The sequence below is a fragment of the Enterococcus sp. BWR-S5 genome (assembly GCF_016745255.1).
GTDB lineage: Bacteria > Bacillota > Bacilli > Lactobacillales > Enterococcaceae > Enterococcus_L.
The window spans coordinates 263662-281782 of the sequence record NZ_JADOEQ010000002.1 but is presented as its reverse complement, the minus strand read 5'-3'; the positions used below and the strand labels follow the sequence as shown (position 1 = coordinate 281782).

Genomic DNA, 18121 nt, shown 5'->3' with positions numbered 1-18121 from the left:
AAAAAAAATGTTCAATAAAATAATTTTGCGTTATAATAAATGAGAAATCTCAGGAATGAGAGAAATAAGCGACATTGATAGTTTTTATCAAAAAAATTTCGTTTGTTTCAAGGAAAAAACAAGGCGGAGGTCAAAAAAATGGATGACAAAACATTTTTACGAATCAAGGAATTGACAGAACTTCAAGGAACCAGCGGAGCCGAAGAAGACGTTCGAGCATATATGAAAGAGCATATGACGCCTTTAGTAGATGAAGTCCAGTATGATGGTCTGGGCGGTATTTTTGGAATCAAACGTGCGAAGGAAAATGATGCACCACGAGTGATGATAGCTGCGCATTTGGATGAGGTTGGTTTTATGCTGACACAGATTCAGGACAATGGACTGTTCCGTGTGGTGCCTTTAGGCGGCTGGAATCCATATGTTGTTTCTGCGCAACGTTTCACATTGAAAACGGCGAAAGGCAATTATCCATGTATCTCATCGTCTATTCCGCCACATTTGTTGCGTGGAACCAGCGGACAAAAACAACTGGAAGTAACAGATGTATTGTTTGATGCCGGCTTCGAATCAAAAGAAGAAGCAGAAAGCTTTGGTGTACGTCCTGGAGATACAATCGTACCGCAAACCGAAACAATCAAGACAGCGAACGGCAAAAACATTATCGCTAAATCTTGGGACAATCGTTACGGCTGTACCTTAGTGTTAGAAGCACTGGAAGCCTTGCAAAATGAGACATTGGGACATACCTTAATCGCTGGAGCGAATGTACAGGAAGAGGTTGGCTTGAGAGGTTCTAAACCATCTGTCCACAAATTTAAACCGGATTTATTCTTTGCTGTAGACTGTTCAGCAGCGGATGATATTCAAACCAAAGAAGGCACCTTTGGTCATCTTGGTGAAGGCACATTACTGCGTATTTTTGATCCAGGCATGATTACCTTGCCACGTGTTCGTGAATACTTACTTGATACAGCAGAAACACATAATATTCCTTACCAATACTTTGTATCGAAAGGTGGTACAGATGCTGGTGCTGCGCATACAACAAATGATGGCGTACCAAGCTCAGTGATTGGGGTTTGCGGCCGCTACATCCATACGCATCAAACGATGTTTAGTATCAAAGACTTTGAAGCAGCAAGAGAAATGCTGATTCAAGTGTTGAAGGGCTTAGACCGTACAACAGTAAATACAATTATTTACGGAAAGTAGGACACATAGATGATTATACCGAAATCGCTGGAAGAGCTGGCTGGTTTTGTTGAAAATGGCAAGAACGTTTTCTTTTTCACCGCAGATTGGTGCGGGGACTGCCGTTTTATCAAGCCGGCATTACCTGAAATTGAGGAAGCATTTCCAGATTATCAGTTTATTGAAGTTGACCGCGATGATTATATCGACGTTGCGGCAAAATGGAATATTTTTGGCATTCCAAGCTTTGTCGTTTTGGATAATGGCAAAGAGCTAGGACGTCTGGTAAATAAGGATCGTAAAACAAAAGCAGAAATTACAGAATTTCTGAAGGGCTTGACAGTCTGACAAGGAACGAATCTACTGTTCCTGTTCATCCTGTCAAAAGTGGCTGGGCTGTCATGTTCGATTGACAAACGCCCAGTCATTTTTTGAGCGCTTGGTTCACTTAGAAAAGAATTTTCCCATAAAACAGATAGGCAGATACACGCTTTTTTGTTAAGATGGAACAGAATGAAAAAATGAGGAGGCAAAGAAATGATTTTTTCTTATAATAAAGAGCATGTTGGCGATGTACTAATGGTTATCGTAGCTGATGATCAAGGACAGGAAAATCATGTTGAACGTAAAGGCAATACAGCGAAGGTCACTACAACAGATGGTACAATCGTGGCTTGGAATATTTTTGAGGTGTCGACCATTTTAGGTGAAATTAAAGGACAAGGTCAAATCGATTTGTCTCGGGAACAACTGGATAAGTTGAATGCAGCGATTGCTAAGGACGGTTTTTCAGAAACACTGGTGTTAGACCATGAACCTAAAATCGTGATTGGCTTTGTTAAATCCTGCAAGAAGCATCCGGATTCCGATCATTTATCTATCACACAAACTGAGGTAGATAATGGCACAGTGCTACAAATTGTCTGCGGTGCACCGAATATCAAAGCCGGCCAAAAGGTCGTTGTTGCAAAGCCAGGTGCGATGATGCCGGATGGACTGATGATTTGGCCAGGTAAGTTGCGTGGCGTAGAGAGTCTGGGAATGATTTGTTCTGCAAGAGAGTTGAATGTGCCGAACGCTCCTGAGAAAAAAGGGATTTTGGAGCTGCCATTTGATGCAAAGGTTGGGGAGCCGTTTTCAGCGGAGTAAGAATCAAGAATAGCCTTTTAGCACTTAAGATAAAAGAACTGAGATGTTGTTTACAGTGTGTCTTTGCACATGATAACGAATATCTCAGTTTTTTTATTTTGGTATTTTGAAGGTGCTGCAGAAGAGCTGATTGTAGGAAGAACGAAGGTGTTTCAGTCTTATTATACTCGAATGATACATCGACGGAAGCGACAGCTCTTTGTAGAAAGAACCAAGCAGCACGATTTCTATCGCAGCGTGTTTTTGACTACTGATTTTGCCGAAGCGTTTTATATAGATAAATCTTGTAAAAGAAATGGGCACCTAATTATTTTGTTTGTCCGATTATATGAGTATGGGGGAGCAATTGATGTCGAGAGCTGAATAGTCACAGTTTTTGGAGGCAGTTGCGTTTTTCATGGGACTAATACGATTTTTGGCAGGTGCACCTATATTTGGAGGCACAAGGCATTGTATCAACGCCATGTATAGGAAAGAATTTTACAGGATGAATAAAGACATTATTTTTTAGAAAGGGAATTTACGTGAAAAAAGAACAAAAAAAGAATCGTTTGAAAGAATTTAGGGAGCGTTGGGCATTGACTTATCAGGAGTTGGCAGAGGAGGTAGAGCAACTGTACTTGAAAAAAAAGGGAAGGAAAAAAGTGGTTTCTTGGCAGATGATTCGAGCAATTGAAGCAGGAAGCTATAGTCCATCTCTGGAACTGGGGATTGTCATTACTGATTTTTTTCATGTGGAAGTGAAGGAGATGTTCTTAGATTCTTGCTGAGGATAAGATTGGTGAATCTTCCAGCCTAAGAGGAGTTAAATAAGAAAAGAACGAAGAAAAAAGGCTGCTCGTTTGCCTTCTTTCTTCGTTTTTCTGTGTATCGGTATTTTTTCTGGAAAGAACGGTGATTGGCAAGGTCTTATATGCCTGCTTCTTTGGAGTAAGAATCCACAGCTCTGTTTAGAAGGATAGCTTCAGTCAGCTTGCTTACTGGAAATACTTCTCGAGGCTCTGCCAGCTCAACATCAGATTTTTCTGTGATAGTTAACCAATCTGTGGTAAGAGTCTGTTGAAAATTGATAAAGTAATCATTGACCGAGCAGGTATCCCCTTGAGCTGTTTTGTAATAGGCTGTTGCCTCAAGCACAAATTCGTAGCTGACATTAAATCGCTCTGCCATTTCTTTTAAGGAAGTATCCCCTTTACGCCAAGCGATGATGAATAAATCAAGCGGCAGCAGCTCTTCATAAATTCCTCGCTGAACATTTTTGAATTCAGGGGTATTTTCCTGCTTCAATTCAACAAGAAGCACACTATCAAATAGCAGCTGCTTCTGATTATTTCCATGAATCGCACCAAATTCATCAACAAGCCGCTTACAATATTTAGCCAATTCATAGACGGCATTATTGGACTGTTGAAGCAACAGTTTGATGCTGCTTTCAACCTCGAAGGCATCATAGTTAAATTGTTTTCTAAGGTTCATAATTTTCAAGTCATAGACAAAACGAAAAATACGATCGATATCTTCCTTTTTCAAGTCATTCATGACAGTTTGAAGCTCTAACGCAAGATCACGAATTTCATAAATATTTTGATTTGTAAAGCTTTCTAAAGTCGTTCGACCAAAGAGCGTATCAATCGAGACTTGAAATAACTGAGAAAACTCCTTTATTTTCTCGGCAGGAGGTTGGCTGATACCTCGTTCCCAGTTTGAAATATTCATGACACGAACATCTAAATACGCTGCTACTTCTGATTGACTCATTTTTTTATGTGTACGTAGAAAACGAATAATCTCTCCGATTTGCATAATAAACCCCTTTCAATTAGTGGAAAAGTATGAGACATTTTTATAAGAAAAATCATTTATAAAAATAAATTGTAAAAAACTGTTTTATTTATCTTTATTTTGTATTATAATAATAATCAAATAAAAGAAAAACATTACAAATAAAGAAAAATATTTTTTGGAGAAAGCTGATAAAAAGCGACATTTTCAGATTAGAAAAAATCAACGGAAAAGTCGCTAAGAGGTATCAACGTATAATCAAACCAGCTTTTGTCAGCTGCTTATTTTTTGATTCGTCCTGTTTTTTCACAGGGTTTATCGGGAGCCTTACCAGCTCTTTAAAAGGATAAATGATAATTGAGTAAAAAAACAATTACTGTTTTAGAATACCCGTTGTTGCCACAGCTGGATATCTGGTTGTTATCGCAGTATTTTGTCTCTGAACTCATGCAAAAGCAGAAATGGCACGAGGCCTTTGCTGCACTTTTTGCAATGTTAATATTATAACAAGTAAACAATAAAAAGAACAGGTGCAGAAGGTGATTTTTATTTTTTTGTATGAATGAGCTGCTAAAGAAATGCGCTTATTCATTTATACTGAGAAATGGAGAATAAAGTCATATGAGTAAGCTGGTAAGTTTCTATCTGCAAAAGTTTTTTGGCTAAAGAAAGGTGATGGAATGGCAAAAAAATTTCCTATCCAGCAAAAAGATGTAGAACGATTAAATCATGTAACTGTCCAGCTGTTCAACAAGAGTTTTTGGCAGATTTATCAGCAAGAGGCCAGACGCTTTATTTACCTATTTGATAAAGGAGAGCGGCAAAAGCAGGAAATTGGGCAACCCGTAGCAACAAAGCTCATCTATCCTGAAATCAAGTTATTGATGGACGGAAAGGGAACGATTATTGGAAAGCGTATGGAAAGAGCAGGACTTTTACTGAGTACGGCAGAAAATCGGTTAAAACAGGCACCTATAAAAAGAAAGTACGAATTGACTGAAACTGAACGCAAAGCTGCGATGCTTGAAGGTCAGGACTATACGGTATGGCTGCAGAAAAGGAATGCCTATTGTTATGAGCAGCTTTAGGCTGTCTAAAAGGAATAAAAGAACGAGGGCAAGAATGCTCCATAATTGAATAGACTAGGTTGATAAGAGACCTCTTCAAACTAATCAGCGTGACTACTAAAGGGTTTGGAGTAACCAGCATATATAAGTCTGGTGTGTCACAGTGCAGTATACTTCTGCACCATCATGCAAAGATTTTGCAAGGATCTCCATATGAGGGAGCAAAATATCCGACTTTGCTAGAGTTTTCGTTTCCGGTTGCTTAAAACGAGCGTGTGAATTCTTATATAAAAATGCTGCGGCTATATAGCTGGCAGCCTGTCGTTTGTTTAGATAGAGCATAATACCGTTGTTGTGAATAAGAGTAGCTGACTAAAGAATATGTGTGGATTGAATAATTGAATAGAGATAGAAATGGAACCGGCGGAAGCGAAACAGTGCTTCCACCGGTTCCGTTTTTATCCGTAAAGAACAGGGCATTGAAACATTTGATGGCCTGTTTTGTTTTGGCTTAATGTTAGGGAGAGTGATTATGAAGAGAAGTAGAGAACCGCCGGACTTATCAGAAATGGAATGGGATAAATAAAAAATTAGGAGGAAATCAAATGAAGATACGAAAAAAAGCCGTAACACTATTCTCAACCTTGCTGATGACGACACAGTTTATGATTGCACCGGTTCAAGCATTGGCAGAGCAAGGAGCTATAGAACCGACACAATCCTCGACAGAAGTGATACAGGTGGAGGAAGCTGATGATGCTCAAGCAGAGGAAGATAATACAGACAGATTAGAAACGAATCAACTGCCGTTTGAGCAATTTAATCCATTACCGTCAATTCAATCGGAAACAGAGGCGTCAGTACCGAACACTATTGTGGGGAATTACTGGGGCTATACAAATGACGGACGCATTATCAGCTATTCCAATGGTCCAAGTCTCTTGAGAGAAATAGGAATCAGTGATGGCGGTGAAAGAAAAGAGTATGGCGGTGATTACCCAATCAAAACACCGATTATTACCGTTGATGGAGCGGTAGTCTGGTGTATTGACCCGGATCTTGAGTTTCCGTCAGGTCAGCACTACACGAAAACGACCTATGACAACGAAGAGCTTTACAATATTTTGTATTTTGCCTTACAGAATAATTGGGTATCCGGTAATAATTACGTGGATGTATTTGCGGCGCTGAACGCTCACTTAGGAAGTACGTATCAAGGCATCCAGCTTTTCAATGACAGCCGTGTGACAACGGACAGTAATGTGGCGTATCTGCTGGATATGGCAGCTCGTAAAGAAGCACCAATCGGCAGGTTTAGTTTTCCGAATAGCTATCAGGAAGCTACCTACAATCAAGCAGAACAACGTCAGGAAACAGACTGGTATGTGCCGGAAACGGATAGCAGCGGCGTACAATACACTATTACCTTACCGCCAGAAATCAGTGCATTAACGAGTGATGGCCAACTATTGAATTCAGGCACACATACGCTGGACCAGACAACAAGTTTCAAGTTACTCGCTTCACCTAGCTATGATGGAACGGTAAACATTGGCGTATCTACGAATCTGAAAAGGAAGGTAGTTATCAAATATGTGCCAGAGGATGCTGCGTATCAGAATCTTGTTACTACAGGTGAAGATGAGCATAGTACACCAATTTCTACGGAAATCAGTGCGAAGTTTACGGTCAGAAATGGCGATTTTCAAATTTACAAAAAATCGGATGTAACAGGTCTGCCAATTCCCGGCGTAGAGTTCAAGGTGGAGCTTTCAACAGGAGAAACGGTTCATTTTACAACGGACAATAGCGGGATCGCAAAATACAAGGGGGAACTGCTTCATGGCACAACTGGCAGAGTAACCGAGGTCAAGGCGCCAGGTGGTTATGCCACTGTAACGGGAACATTTGACTTTACAATCGAAGCAGGAAAAACAGTAGAGATTGTCGTTACTAATGAGATTCAAGAATTTAAGCTAAAAGGAAAGAAAATAAAGGAATATTTAGACGAGTGGGAAACAATGGCACAGGGAAAGCCAGTCTATTATGAAGAATTCGCTGAAGGCATTACGTTTGAGCAAAAGGTAGCGAGCGCAACAATCACCTTACCTGATTTGACAACGATTGTTGGGAATCATGGGAAGCTCATTGATACTTTGACGACTGATCAGGATGGCAACTTTGCGTCTAATGTGACTTTCTACGGCGGTCTGCAAAACGAGTACCAGTTAATTGAAAAAAATGTTGAGGCGGGCTATCGGGAGCCTTCCGAGGTACAAACGACCTTTGCAATTCCGTACGGCAGTAATACGGAAAAAATAATTACCTATGATATAGGAACCATCAGAAATGTACCAAAAACAGGAGAGTGGACCTTCAACAAGCGAGATAAATTTACGTTTGTCAATCTTGCGGGAGCAGAATTTTATATTGAAGGTGTTTCTGAATACAATCGAAATGTTCATTTCCAGTTTACAACAGAAACCGCTGCGACAGTCTTTAGACTTCCGGAAGGTGTTTATAAAGTAACAGAAGTAAAATTCCCTGATGGCTATATCCAAACGGAAGGCGAAACAGAAACACGCTTCATTACGATTCATGATGAACAACAGACGACCACGGATTGGACGAATGCACCTGTACTACCTAAGATGAGTACACAGGCCTATGTGAACAATGGCGGAAAAGCCTTTGATCCAACGGTAGAAAATGTCTTTTATGATGAAATTTCACTCAGTGAATATTTTGCCGAAGGGAAAACGCTGGTTACAACGTTGATTGGAGAAGAAACTGGGACTGTCTACGACGAGTTTGAAGGTGAGCTGATTGTTGATGGTACAGGGAAGGTATTGGTAGAAACAGTGATTCCTGCGAATACTATCCAGAAGGAAAATGTTTATTTCTATGAAGCAGCCTATAATGACGAAGAAAAAACAGACCTTTATTGTGAGCATGATGGAAAAGGAGATTATGGGCAGACATTATTCTATAAAACAGAAGAGCCTAAAATGGGCACACAGGCCTATGTGAATAACCAAAGCAAAGAATTTGATCCAACGGTAGAAAATATTTTTTATGACGAAATTTCAATTAGTGAGAACTTTGCCGAAGGGAAAACATTGGTCACTAAGTTGGTCGGAGAAAAGACAGGGACTGTCTATGATGAATTTGAAGGCGAATTGATTATTGATGGCTCTGGTAAGGTTTTGGTTAAAACAGTGATTCCGGCAAATACAATCCAAAACGAGAATGTTTATTTTGATGAGGCGGCGTATAACGATGAGGAAAAGACAGACCTTTACTGTAAGCATGACGGAAAGGGCGACTACGGTCAGACTGTTTTTTACAAAGAAAAAGAAAAACCCGCAGCAACCGTATCTCTTCCAGTAAACGGCAGTTCGCCAACATCTTCTTATTCATTACCTAGCACCGGAGAAAAGAATGAGCTGGCCTTTAGCTTGGCTGCTGTTCTTCTGCTGTTTTCGGCTGGGATGGTGATAATTTGGAAAAGAAAAAATGACGTTGTCTAGAACACATCAATCAAATGAGCAAAGGAGCTGTACGATGAATAAAAAAATTTTCTCTCTCTGTTCGATTGGTTTGCTTATTATCAGTTGTTTTCCGGTCTCGGCATTTTCAGAAAGCATCACCGACAGTTCTTCGGCGCCGTCGATAGTGGAAGAAGGTCAAGAGACAACGGATTCCTCAGAAGAAGCAACTGTTGAAACTGAAGAGTCCTCAACAGAAGAAACAGAAATATCCTCAGAAACCCAAGAAACGACAACAGAGACAACTACAGAAACGACAACGACTTCGACTGATGAATCACAGTCGGAAGCCTCCCTGGAAACTAGACCGTCGTTTGAAAAAACTGAAACAGGTGCTTCAACAGAGGGAGCACCGGAAATTCCTGAAAAGGCTGCAAAAAATGACAGTTCTGCATTTTCAGATAAAACATTTATAAAGACAAAGGATACGGAAGCATTTATCCTTTCGTTAGGCGAACAAGCTAGGACGGTGGCACAAGAGCATGATTTATTTGCATCGATTATGCTGGCACAGGCAATTCTGGAAAGCGGCAGCGGAACAAGTAAGCTGAGTCAAGAGCCTCACTACAATCTGTTTGGAATCAAAGGAGAATATGAAGGGCAGAAGGTTGTATTTTCAACATATGAAGATAGTGATGAGGGCTACTATAAAATTGAAGCGGCCTTTCGTTCGTACCCAAGCTACGAAGAATCATTCGAGGATTATGCGAAGTTATTGAAGCAGGGCGTCCTATGGAATGAGCATATCTATCAGAAAGTTTGGAAAAGCCAGGCGGGCACGTATCAACACGCAGCAAAGGCTTTGACAGGAACCTATGCAACAGATCGAGCATATGGGAATAAACTCATCCGACTAATTGAAGTCTATGAGCTAGATAGGTATGACAGGGAAAAGCCAGAGCAGTTGGAGCTGGAAAAAGAAGGCACCAGCACATCAGCAGCAATCTCAACCGAGCTTACATTGCCACCGTATAACCAAGTAAACTATGACAGTAGGAATCAGTATGCTGCAGGGAATTGTACCCAGTATGTGTATAACCGAATTACTCAGCTAGGTGGTTCAATCGATTTGGATATGGGGAATGGTAATCAGTGGGATAATACAGGCAGATCCAGAAACTATTTAGTTAGCGCTATGCCTAAGGTTGGCACCGCTGCTTGTTTTCAACGTGGTGTATTGTCTGCTCACCCAGTTTATGGCCACGTGGCTTTCGTGGAGCGTATCAATCCAGATGGCTCAGTTTTACTTTCAGAAATGAATGTCCTCGGTATCGGTATTGTGTCTTTTCGAACACTTACCGCTAGTGAAGCGGCAAAGCTGACATATATTACACCGAAATAAAAATAGATTGTATAGAAGCATCTGTATTTAAGTGATTACTTGGGTTTAAAATCCTGTATTTAGTAAGTGCAGTAGAGGATTTTAAGCAGTAGGCTGCAACATTTATAAATTTGTGTGTGTTCAATTTTTTTTTTTGGAAGAAACGATTCGGAAGTCTCTTTCATTTGTTCGATTTTAAGAAAAAAGAGCTTGGGAATGCGCCCAAGCTCTGATACATAGTATATGTTATTCTTGTGTTTGCTGCAGTGCATCCTGATCAATCGTCAGCTTCACTGTCGCAGTTTGTTTTTTATCTTGACGGTAGTAAGTGATTTCCATTGTGTCGCCTACTTTTTTATTGTAAAGAGCGCTTTGTAAATCAGTTGTTGTTTCGATTGCTTCGCCATCGATTTCAGTAATGACATCGTATTTTTCAAGACCTGCTTCTTCAGCCGGTGTTGCTGTTTGAACGGAACGAATCACGACGCCTGTTGTTAAATCTTCCGGTGTTTTCAGAATCTGTTCTCTTTGCTGTGTAGAGATATTCGTCATGTCAACCATTGTCACGCCTAGTGCCGGACGAGTTACTTTGCCGTCTTTCTCCAATTGATTGATGATGTTCACTACATCGTTACTAGGAATCGCAAAGCCCATTCCTTCTACGCTGACAGAGTCGCTGGATTGAACGATTTTAACAGAGTTGATTCCGATAATCTGTCCTTCGATGTTTACTAAAGGACCACCGGAGTTCCCTGGGTTAATTGCTGCATCCGTTTGAATGGCATTGATATTGATTGTTTCGCCATCATCATTTTGATTGGTGATATTTCTGTTAACAGAAGAGATAATCCCTTGTGTCACTGAGTTTGCATAATCTGATCCTAGTGGAGAACCAATCGCAATAGCCGGCTCACCGATTTTCAAGCTGTCAGAGTTACCAAATTCAGCAACGGCATCAATCTTATCAGATTTTACTTTGATAACGGCTAAGTCGGTATAAGAATCTGTTCCGACCAGTTCACCTTGAACCTTTGTGCCATCGTGAAGAACGATTTCCAGACCTTGAGCACCACTAACTACGTGATTGTTCGTCACGATATAGGCAGTATCGCCGTCCTTCTTGTAAACCACACCACTACCTTCACTGGCAGCTACTAAATCTGCATCATCATCGGCAGTATCTGAGTCAGAGTTCCCGTTTTGTCCCCGCTCATCGAATAATCCGCCATATAATCCAGAAGTATTTTGGCTGGCACTTTGCATGTTGATAACTGAGACTACCGCATTTTGAACTTTATCCACAGCCTTTGTGATATCACTGTTTACATTCACATTGACATTGCTGACTTTTGTATCGCCACTGTTGTCTTCAGGCGTCAGCTCTGAAGTCGTTGTATTGTTGTTGTTGCCCATATCTGTTACAGCGTACAAGCCGCCAAATGCTAGAGAACCACCGATCAATCCGCCGGCAATCCCGATTCCAAGTTTTTTCATTAATCCATTTTTATTTTTATTTGAGTTAGGTGTAACGTCTTTTCTATCCATTAGTAACATCCTCCGATATATTATTATTCATTAACTAGTAGTAGGAATTTCGCTAACCTCATACTTGCACAAAGGACAGCTACTGTATAAAAGACAAATAGTAGTAATCAGTTTCGTGAAAGTCAGGCAGCTTCATTCTTATTATATATAAATCCTGTAAAAGATTCTAATCACAAAGTTCATCAGGACTCATATACTAGTATAGCTTTTCTTGACACTATTAGTCTACAAGAGAGCTTTGAACTTTTTATGAACAACATGAGTAAAATTTCATATAGATGAGAAAAAAATTCCCAGATTTATGAAAAAATAAAGAAGAAACATGTGGAAAAAACGACGAAAAGTTATCCACAGGTTTGTGGATAATGTGTATAAATTTGTATGGGAATATGTGTTTGTATTGAAAAAGTTGTAAAAATAACCCTGAATGAGGATGGAACCTGTGGATAAGTCTGTGTATATGTGTATAACTTTGTGGAAATACTGTGGAATACGAAAACTCTTCGTGATAAAATTGTTGATAAAGATTATGAGAAAAACTCGGAAAGATGTGAAAAAATGCGAATTAAAATAATAACCGTCGGCAAATTGAAGGAAAAATACCTTGTGCAAGGCATAAACGAATACCTAAAACGACTGCAAAGCTACAGCAAAGTCGAAGTCATTGAAGTCCCGGACGAAAAAGCACCGGAAAAACTCAGTGACGCCGAAATGATCCAAGTCAAAGACAAGGAAGGCGAACGCATCCTGTCCAAGCTTTCCGATGGCGATTACCTGTTTGCCTTAGCGATCGATGGCAAACAGCCCAGCAGTGAAGAATTTGCCCGCGACATCGAAAAGCTCGGCATCTCAGGCAAAAGCAATCTTGCCTTCGTCATCGGCGGTTCACTAGGACTCAGCGACAAGGTATTAAATAGAAGCAATCAGAAAATCTCCTTTGGTAAAATGACTTATCCACACCAGCTGATGCGCCTGATTTTAGTGGAACAGATATACCGGGCATTTCGGATACAGAAGGGGGAACCGTATCATAAATAGGGATATTTTTTGAAAGGATGACTGATGGATAAACGGGTATACAAGACGATGGAATACATTTCATTTCACGATATGACTATCACAGATGCGGTATTTAAAAATCATTTACTTATAATTAAGTTTGATGGAGTCTTTTGTTTTTTAGAAAACAATAATACGAAGGGTGTTTTTGTATCTAATGGCGAACAAAAATTAGTTATAACGGTTAAAAAAATGTTGAATTGGCATGACTGGGAGAATGATCTCCAAGATGTTAATGATTTCTCTAGTCTTAATGGTAAAATTTTCTTAGCTTTAAGCTGTGAAGAAGAAAAGAAGGCAAAACTAATTTATAGTATAGGCGAAATTGATTTAGAAATCGAAGATATTTTTGCCGAGATACTACTAACTGATTTGTATTGGTATCGAGGATTGGATGATGAAGAGAGAAAAAATACGGATATTCCAGTTTCCTCGTTACCTGTTTCTTACTTTTAAAAAGTAATATAAGTAATGGAGTTGAAGAATAGCTAAAAAACGTATGTTGATCGCCATTAAATTGGGGAGCGAAGGTTCTTTTGAAAGGAGACTATGAAGGTGAAAGGAAATTGTATTTTATGTGAGAAACAAACTGAACTTACTAAAGAGCATGTACCACCTAGAAGATTAGGAAATACTGGCGATAAAAAGACACGAACTGGAAATTTTGAAGATTTTCTTAAAGCGGATTTTACAAAAGGAGATTTTCCAAAGGGGATTAAAAGAAAACCGCAAGGAAATGTACATTATACGCTATGTGGTGAATGCAATAGCTTTTTTGGTAGTGAGTATGTTAAGGAATACATCAAGTTTGCAGAAGACAACAGAAATTTTCTTTATGGAAACATAAATGCAAAGAAAGGAACGGATAGTTTAACATATTCAGTGAAGAAAATAAATCCGATTAGAGTTGCAAAAGAAGTTGTAGCAATGTTTTTTAGTATAAATGGAGAAAACGATTCAATGGATAAACCATTCTTAGATGCGGTAAGAGGTTATCTTAGCGACCCGAAAAACAATTTTTTTCCGCATGAAGACTACCAAATTATTATGAATTACTATCTTCCGATTGGGTTATCACAAGATGCTAAAACCAAAATTCCTAATGATATTATTGGTGACAATATCCCTCATAACGTAATAAAAAGTTTTATGACTCTTGATATATCTGGTGGAAAACAAATACGATTTTCTGAAATTCAATATGATGGAATAGGTTTCACTCTTGTAGATTTAAAAAAATCAACTTTCATAATAAAAGAAGGGTATGACTTGAAAACTTTCCTTTGTGCAGATGATAAAATTAAAGAAATGTATTTATACAAAATTCCTATATTAACTCCAATGGTAATTACGATGATGGAGATGCATAATGGTATTAATTATCCTGATCCTGGGTCTGATTTATTGGTTAGGTGGCAGTTAATAGTAGATTTTCTTACGGAATTGAAACGGTTTGGTGCCATTAAACTAAATTTGTTTCAAAATTTGAAAAGTAATCAACGAAATCATAATAGAGACGGATAATCTGTTCTTGTGGTATTGTACTTTTAGCTATATTAAATTCTTATTTTTTGGAAGGGCTATCAAAAATGGATAAGGCATAGTAAAATAAAGTAAATAGTAATATATCCAAGGAGGAAAATCTATGCCTAGTCCAAAAGATACAAAAGGCCCTATTGTAAAGACTGGTCCAACTGCAGGTGAGAATAGAACAAGAAAAAGTTCAGGTGAATGGAGAAAGAAGCGTTCTGATACTGGACAAAAGAGAAAATAGAAATAGTACAAATCATAATTATATATTATAACTATGAAGACCAATCATCATTAATCGATGACTGGTCTATTTTTGTGCTTAAAGGAGTGAATAAATGTTTAAAACTAAAGAAAATCGCTATATCACGAGGGGAGTGAATGAACAGGTACCAAAAGAAATTCAGTTATATTGCTGGCAGCTTATTGACAAAAAAGTGAGCGAAGCAGAAATAAAGCTAGATTACCTACAAATTTTTGAATTCAACCGAGACAATCAACGCCAAGCAATTGAAATCGTCCATCGACAAGAACAACCATTTTTCATTAGCTATCATGAAGTAAAAATCACAGAAGCATTGTCAGAATTTCAAGTCAATAAACTTTGGGTCATTGATGACTCAGTGAATCAAACAATGTTGCTACCAGAAGAATACTAACTAGAGGAGTAGAACAGATGGAATGTATTAAACAGATTCCCTACCAGAAGATTCTTGATTTCAGAGATGAACTGGAGCGGCTGCGATCATGGGAACCGTATTTACTTGCCGTTCAACGTTACTTTTCAAATCAATCGGTTCCAGTCAATAAAAAGGTCATTGTGAAAGAGTATTATGCTTGTTCAAAGGTGTACTCCTCGTTTTGTGAAGAGTATGAACAACGACTAGTAAAGCTGGAAGAAGTAATGAATGCAATGGTGAGCAGTCCAAAAATGTAAAATGAAATTGCAAAATCATCTTGTAAAATCGTTATGGTTTTATTGGAAAATTGCGGGTGAGCATACGAAATACTGAATTGTACTAGGAAAATGGAGGGGAAAAATGCTAAGCAAAGCAATCGAAATTTTGAAAGAACAGGTTAACATCAATGCCTCAGAAAACGACTGGGGCTACGAATCTGTTTTATTGGAACAATCCGAACTAGATGGAAATTTGTTCCCAGAGAACTATTGTCACACCTTGCCCAAAAGGGTACTGGTCCATTCATATATTTATCAAGATGCAGAAGCCGCAGATTATGTGGCTTATTTTATTACCAATGAAAGGAATCAACACGAATATATTAGAGGGCTGCTAAAAAATGGGCAATTGATTTGGTGGAATAGTATAGGAAACTTAAATGAAAACGATTGAATTTTGGCAGATGATAGTTGAAATCTTAAATGTAATCGTCGAGGCGATAGAAAGAGAGGAAAACTAATATGAAATGGTTCAAGTTATTGTGTACCGTCATTACGACTATTATTGTCGGTGTGATTGAAATTCAAATGAGTGTATAAGGAGAACGTAATGATAAAAAAGAGAGTGGTTACAGCATTAACAGAAACATGGTCAGATGATGCTAGTGGAAAGCATCGGTATGTTTTCAGAAAACAATGGTATGAAGGGGCTGAAGAAGAAAAAAGTAGTCCCATGGCTGTCGTTCTAACGATTCGACCGACAAGCATTGAGCCTTATAGTGAAGATTTGACGATGTTATTGATTGAAAAGAATGTTCGGAAATTAGGATTCTCAGGCTTTATTGCGGTGAATCTTTTTTCTTCAATTGAATCAAAAGGAACAGCGACATTTAAAAACGGCAATGATGAAAATAGCCAAGAGGTATTTCAAACCGTATTGTCTGAAAAACGAGTGAAACAAATTATCTTTGCTTGTGGTTCAATCACTAAGACTAACCAGCTCGCAATGGATCAAGCAAAAATCTACTATGAGTTATTGACGGCTAAACAAAAGAAGATGACTAAAGTATTGGTTGATTCATCGGGTTCTCCTGCGCATCCATTAAACGTACGAGTCAGAAATGACTGGCAGTTAGCAGAGGAAGAGACGTTATTTCCAAATGACAAAAAAAGTGTAAAAGACAATGGCAAATAACCTGTCAGGCGAGCAGGCAATGTCAAAGAGGAACCAGTAAAATTTAGAGGAGGTTAGTTTATTAGTAAAGGAGCGATGGAAATACATGTGAAGAAAACAGAGGATATCGATGGACTAAATGGCATTTATAAAACGATTGCCCAACTAACATCCATCGATGATTGTTTATTGTTGTATCAAAATTTTAAAGGATTGACAGTAAGTTTTCCGACAAAATTGTTGGATTCAGGCTATGTTAAGGACTATTTACGAAAAGAGTTACACCAAGGAAAATCCTTTTCAAAAGAAGAAATACAACAATTAGCGCTTTCGTTTGACTATTCAGAACGACAGCTTAGACGTTTTCTAAGTGAAGCGAAAGAAGAGGTGCGGCAAATGACTCGTAAGGAAGAACCTCTTCCTTATGTTGCTCGATGGATACAGTCGCAAAAAGATGGAGGAGAGAAAAGTGGAAAATAGTCAGAGTATTTATTGTACAAATTGCGGAAAAGAAATCAATGAGGCGGCAGAAATCTGTACATCCTGTGGGGTCCGGCAAGGAAAAATAATTAATCATTGTTATAGTTGTGGTAATGAGATTGGTCCAAATCAAGAGCTTTGTCTACAATGTGGCGTGAACCCAAGAAAGTTGAAACGAGCAAGTATAATGGCAAAAGAAACAACAGTTTCAGGAGCAGTGAATGTGACCGTGGCAACGATTGTAGGTGCTCTTATTCCAGGATTACCACCAATTCTCTGGTATGGACAAAAAACGAAAGGTATTGCGTTGATTATTGCACCTATTATTTGTGGAGTGTTGCTTCCAGTAGTAAGTAATATTGCATTTAGTATATTTGGTGCAGTGGATGCATACCAATTAGGTAAGCGAATTAATCAAGGGGAGTCATTAGAAGAATGGACATTTTTTTGGAATAAATAAGGTTGAGACAAGATAGCTTTTTGTGGAGTTATCTTGTTTCTTTACTATAGTAGGGAAATTTTAGGAGGGTTTAATAAGATGAAACAGAAAATGATGCTTGCATTGGTTATGGTCGTGTTTATTTTTACTGGTTGTAGTGGAAAAGAGGCAGACGGGTTCAATTTAAGTAAAGAAGGCCAACGAATGAAAAAGGATTATGAGACCATCATAGAAATCACTTTGGCTGGTGAGTATGAAAAAGCGTATCAAGACATAGAGGAACTGCAAAGCCTCGGTAGTTATACATTGGATGCGACAACAGATGATGCGGATTATGCCAATAGTATTCGAGCGGCAAGAAATCAGATTATTTATTTAGGGAATGCTAAGAAAAACTATGATCGCTTTATACCCAATAGTAATCAAATAGCAGCCACCTATTTAGAGACAATTGTGACTGAACTAGATAAAACGATTGAAGAAGATTGTGATCAACGACTGGTTGACCATGCCAAAGAACTGAAAGAGCACTATCAAAAAGAATTTGAAACTTATTTGCCTCATGATAAGGAACTTTTAGGAGAAGAATCGAACACGACAGCTTCCAGCAGTTCATCAATGATTAATGAAATTACTGAATCTACTGATTTGTCTAATGCGTTTGATGAAACAGAAGCTACGGATATCTTATTAAAGAAATTTGATTTGTCAGCAGATGAGTATACTTGTTTTGTTAAGGGTGGTAAAAAGGAAGATGAAACAGGAAGTTATTACTTGATTGACCTGAGCAGTAAAAAGGCAGACGATACCAATGTTGGTCTGTATAAAGTTTATGAAGATGGGTATGTAGAGGTTATAGAGTAAAGAACGAAAATAGAAAGAAGTGTTGTTAACGTAATGCTTCTTTTTATTTGTTTAATACCTAGTTTAAATTT

The 18121-nt window shown here is 38.6% G+C and carries 21 protein-coding genes; 19 read left to right on the top strand and 2 right to left on the bottom strand.

Annotated elements, in window-relative coordinates; all coding sequences use genetic code 11:
* Window positions 1–138: 138 nt before the first annotated feature.
* The 5 genes from pepA (at window position 139) to IW510_RS03895 (ending at window position 3113) form a co-directional block, all read left to right on the top strand.
* A complete protein-coding gene (gene pepA, locus IW510_RS03915) occupies window positions 139–1215 on the top strand; it encodes a glutamyl aminopeptidase (protein ID WP_202057121.1) in 1077 nt (358 codons plus the stop codon).
* A gap of 9 nt (window positions 1216–1224) precedes the next feature.
* A complete protein-coding gene (locus tag IW510_RS03910; protein WP_202057120.1) occupies window positions 1225–1542 on the top strand; it encodes a thioredoxin family protein in 318 nt (105 codons plus the stop codon).
* Window positions 1543–1731: 189 nt separating this feature from the next.
* Window positions 1732–2343 carry a YtpR family tRNA-binding protein gene (gene ytpR / locus IW510_RS03905; protein WP_202057119.1) on the top strand — a complete coding sequence of 204 codons (612 nt, stop codon included), beginning with the start codon at window positions 1732–1734 and terminating at the stop codon, window positions 2341–2343.
* Between the two features lie 69 nt (window positions 2344–2412).
* The gene (locus IW510_RS03900) at window positions 2413–2706 is read left to right on the top strand and encodes a hypothetical protein (protein WP_202057117.1); all 294 of its coding nucleotides are present in this window, start codon (window positions 2413–2415) and stop codon (window positions 2704–2706) included.
* A 161-nt stretch (window positions 2707–2867) separates the two neighbouring features.
* Entirely contained in the window at window positions 2868–3113 is a 246-nt protein-coding gene (locus IW510_RS03895; protein WP_202057116.1) for a helix-turn-helix transcriptional regulator, read from the top strand.
* A gap of 139 nt (window positions 3114–3252) precedes the next feature.
* Here the strand turns inward: IW510_RS03895 and IW510_RS03890 are convergent, their stop codons facing one another.
* Window positions 3253–4146: a helix-turn-helix domain-containing protein gene (locus IW510_RS03890; protein ID WP_202057114.1), complete on the bottom strand. Its 894-nt coding sequence runs from the start codon at window positions 4144–4146 to the stop codon at window positions 3253–3255.
* A gap of 659 nt (window positions 4147–4805) precedes the next feature.
* Between IW510_RS03890 and IW510_RS03885 the strand changes: the two genes are divergently transcribed.
* From IW510_RS03885 to IW510_RS03875, 3 genes are all read left to right on the top strand, one after another.
* Complete coding sequence (locus IW510_RS03885; RefSeq protein WP_202057112.1) at window positions 4806–5213, top strand: hypothetical protein; 408 nt, start codon at window positions 4806–4808, stop codon at window positions 5211–5213.
* A gap of 584 nt (window positions 5214–5797) precedes the next feature.
* Window positions 5798–8722 carry an LPXTG cell wall anchor domain-containing protein gene (locus tag IW510_RS03880; RefSeq protein ID WP_202057110.1) on the top strand — a complete coding sequence of 975 codons (2925 nt, stop codon included), beginning with the start codon at window positions 5798–5800 and terminating at the stop codon, window positions 8720–8722.
* A 34-nt stretch (window positions 8723–8756) separates the two neighbouring features.
* Window positions 8757–10082: a glucosaminidase domain-containing protein gene (locus IW510_RS03875; RefSeq protein ID WP_202057105.1), complete on the top strand. Its 1326-nt coding sequence runs from the start codon at window positions 8757–8759 to the stop codon at window positions 10080–10082.
* A gap of 225 nt (window positions 10083–10307) precedes the next feature.
* Here the strand turns inward: IW510_RS03875 and IW510_RS03870 are convergent, their stop codons facing one another.
* The gene (locus IW510_RS03870) at window positions 10308–11606 is read right to left on the bottom strand and encodes a S1C family serine protease (protein WP_202057101.1); all 1299 of its coding nucleotides are present in this window, start codon (window positions 11604–11606) and stop codon (window positions 10308–10310) included.
* Between the two features lie 558 nt (window positions 11607–12164).
* On the opposite strand from IW510_RS03870, the gene rlmH reads away from it, so the two are divergent.
* The 11 genes from rlmH to IW510_RS03820 all read left to right on the top strand — a co-directional run bounded on the left by rlmH (window position 12165) and on the right by IW510_RS03820 (window position 18050).
* A complete protein-coding gene (gene rlmH, locus IW510_RS03865; RefSeq protein ID WP_202057407.1) occupies window positions 12165–12644 on the top strand; it encodes a 23S rRNA (pseudouridine(1915)-N(3))-methyltransferase RlmH in 480 nt (159 codons plus the stop codon).
* A gap of 24 nt (window positions 12645–12668) precedes the next feature.
* Window positions 12669–13121 carry a hypothetical protein gene (locus IW510_RS03860; protein ID WP_202057099.1) on the top strand — a complete coding sequence of 151 codons (453 nt, stop codon included), beginning with the start codon at window positions 12669–12671 and terminating at the stop codon, window positions 13119–13121.
* Window positions 13122–13214: 93 nt separating this feature from the next.
* Window positions 13215–14189, top strand: a complete 975-nt coding sequence (locus IW510_RS03855; protein ID WP_202057097.1) for a hypothetical protein — start codon at window positions 13215–13217, stop codon at window positions 14187–14189.
* A gap of 121 nt (window positions 14190–14310) precedes the next feature.
* On the top strand, window positions 14311–14439 hold the full coding sequence (locus IW510_RS21440; RefSeq protein ID WP_269091999.1) for a hypothetical protein: 129 nt from the start codon (window positions 14311–14313) through the stop codon (window positions 14437–14439).
* A gap of 94 nt (window positions 14440–14533) precedes the next feature.
* Window positions 14534–14854, top strand: coding sequence for a DUF960 family protein (locus IW510_RS03850; RefSeq protein WP_202057096.1), 321 nt, complete (start codon window positions 14534–14536; stop codon window positions 14852–14854).
* A 17-nt stretch (window positions 14855–14871) separates the two neighbouring features.
* Entirely contained in the window at window positions 14872–15132 is a 261-nt protein-coding gene (locus IW510_RS03845) for a hypothetical protein (protein ID WP_202057094.1), read from the top strand.
* Window positions 15133–15235: 103 nt separating this feature from the next.
* The gene (locus IW510_RS03840) at window positions 15236–15547 is read left to right on the top strand and encodes a 4'-phosphopantetheinyl transferase (protein ID WP_202057092.1); all 312 of its coding nucleotides are present in this window, start codon (window positions 15236–15238) and stop codon (window positions 15545–15547) included.
* A gap of 156 nt (window positions 15548–15703) precedes the next feature.
* Window positions 15704–16288 (top strand): DUF1643 domain-containing protein, encoded by a 585-nt coding sequence (locus tag IW510_RS03835; protein WP_202057091.1) that lies wholly within the window; start codon window positions 15704–15706, stop codon window positions 16286–16288.
* A 75-nt stretch (window positions 16289–16363) separates the two neighbouring features.
* Window positions 16364–16747 (top strand): hypothetical protein, encoded by a 384-nt coding sequence (locus IW510_RS03830; RefSeq protein WP_202057089.1) that lies wholly within the window; start codon window positions 16364–16366, stop codon window positions 16745–16747.
* Entirely contained in the window at window positions 16737–17207 is a 471-nt protein-coding gene (locus tag IW510_RS03825; protein ID WP_202057088.1) for a double zinc ribbon domain-containing protein, read from the top strand. Before IW510_RS03830 ends, IW510_RS03825 begins: the two co-directional genes overlap by 11 nt.
* Window positions 17208–17285: 78 nt before the next feature.
* The gene (locus tag IW510_RS03820) at window positions 17286–18050 is read left to right on the top strand and encodes a hypothetical protein (protein ID WP_202057086.1); all 765 of its coding nucleotides are present in this window, start codon (window positions 17286–17288) and stop codon (window positions 18048–18050) included.
* Window positions 18051–18121 lie beyond the last annotated feature (71 nt).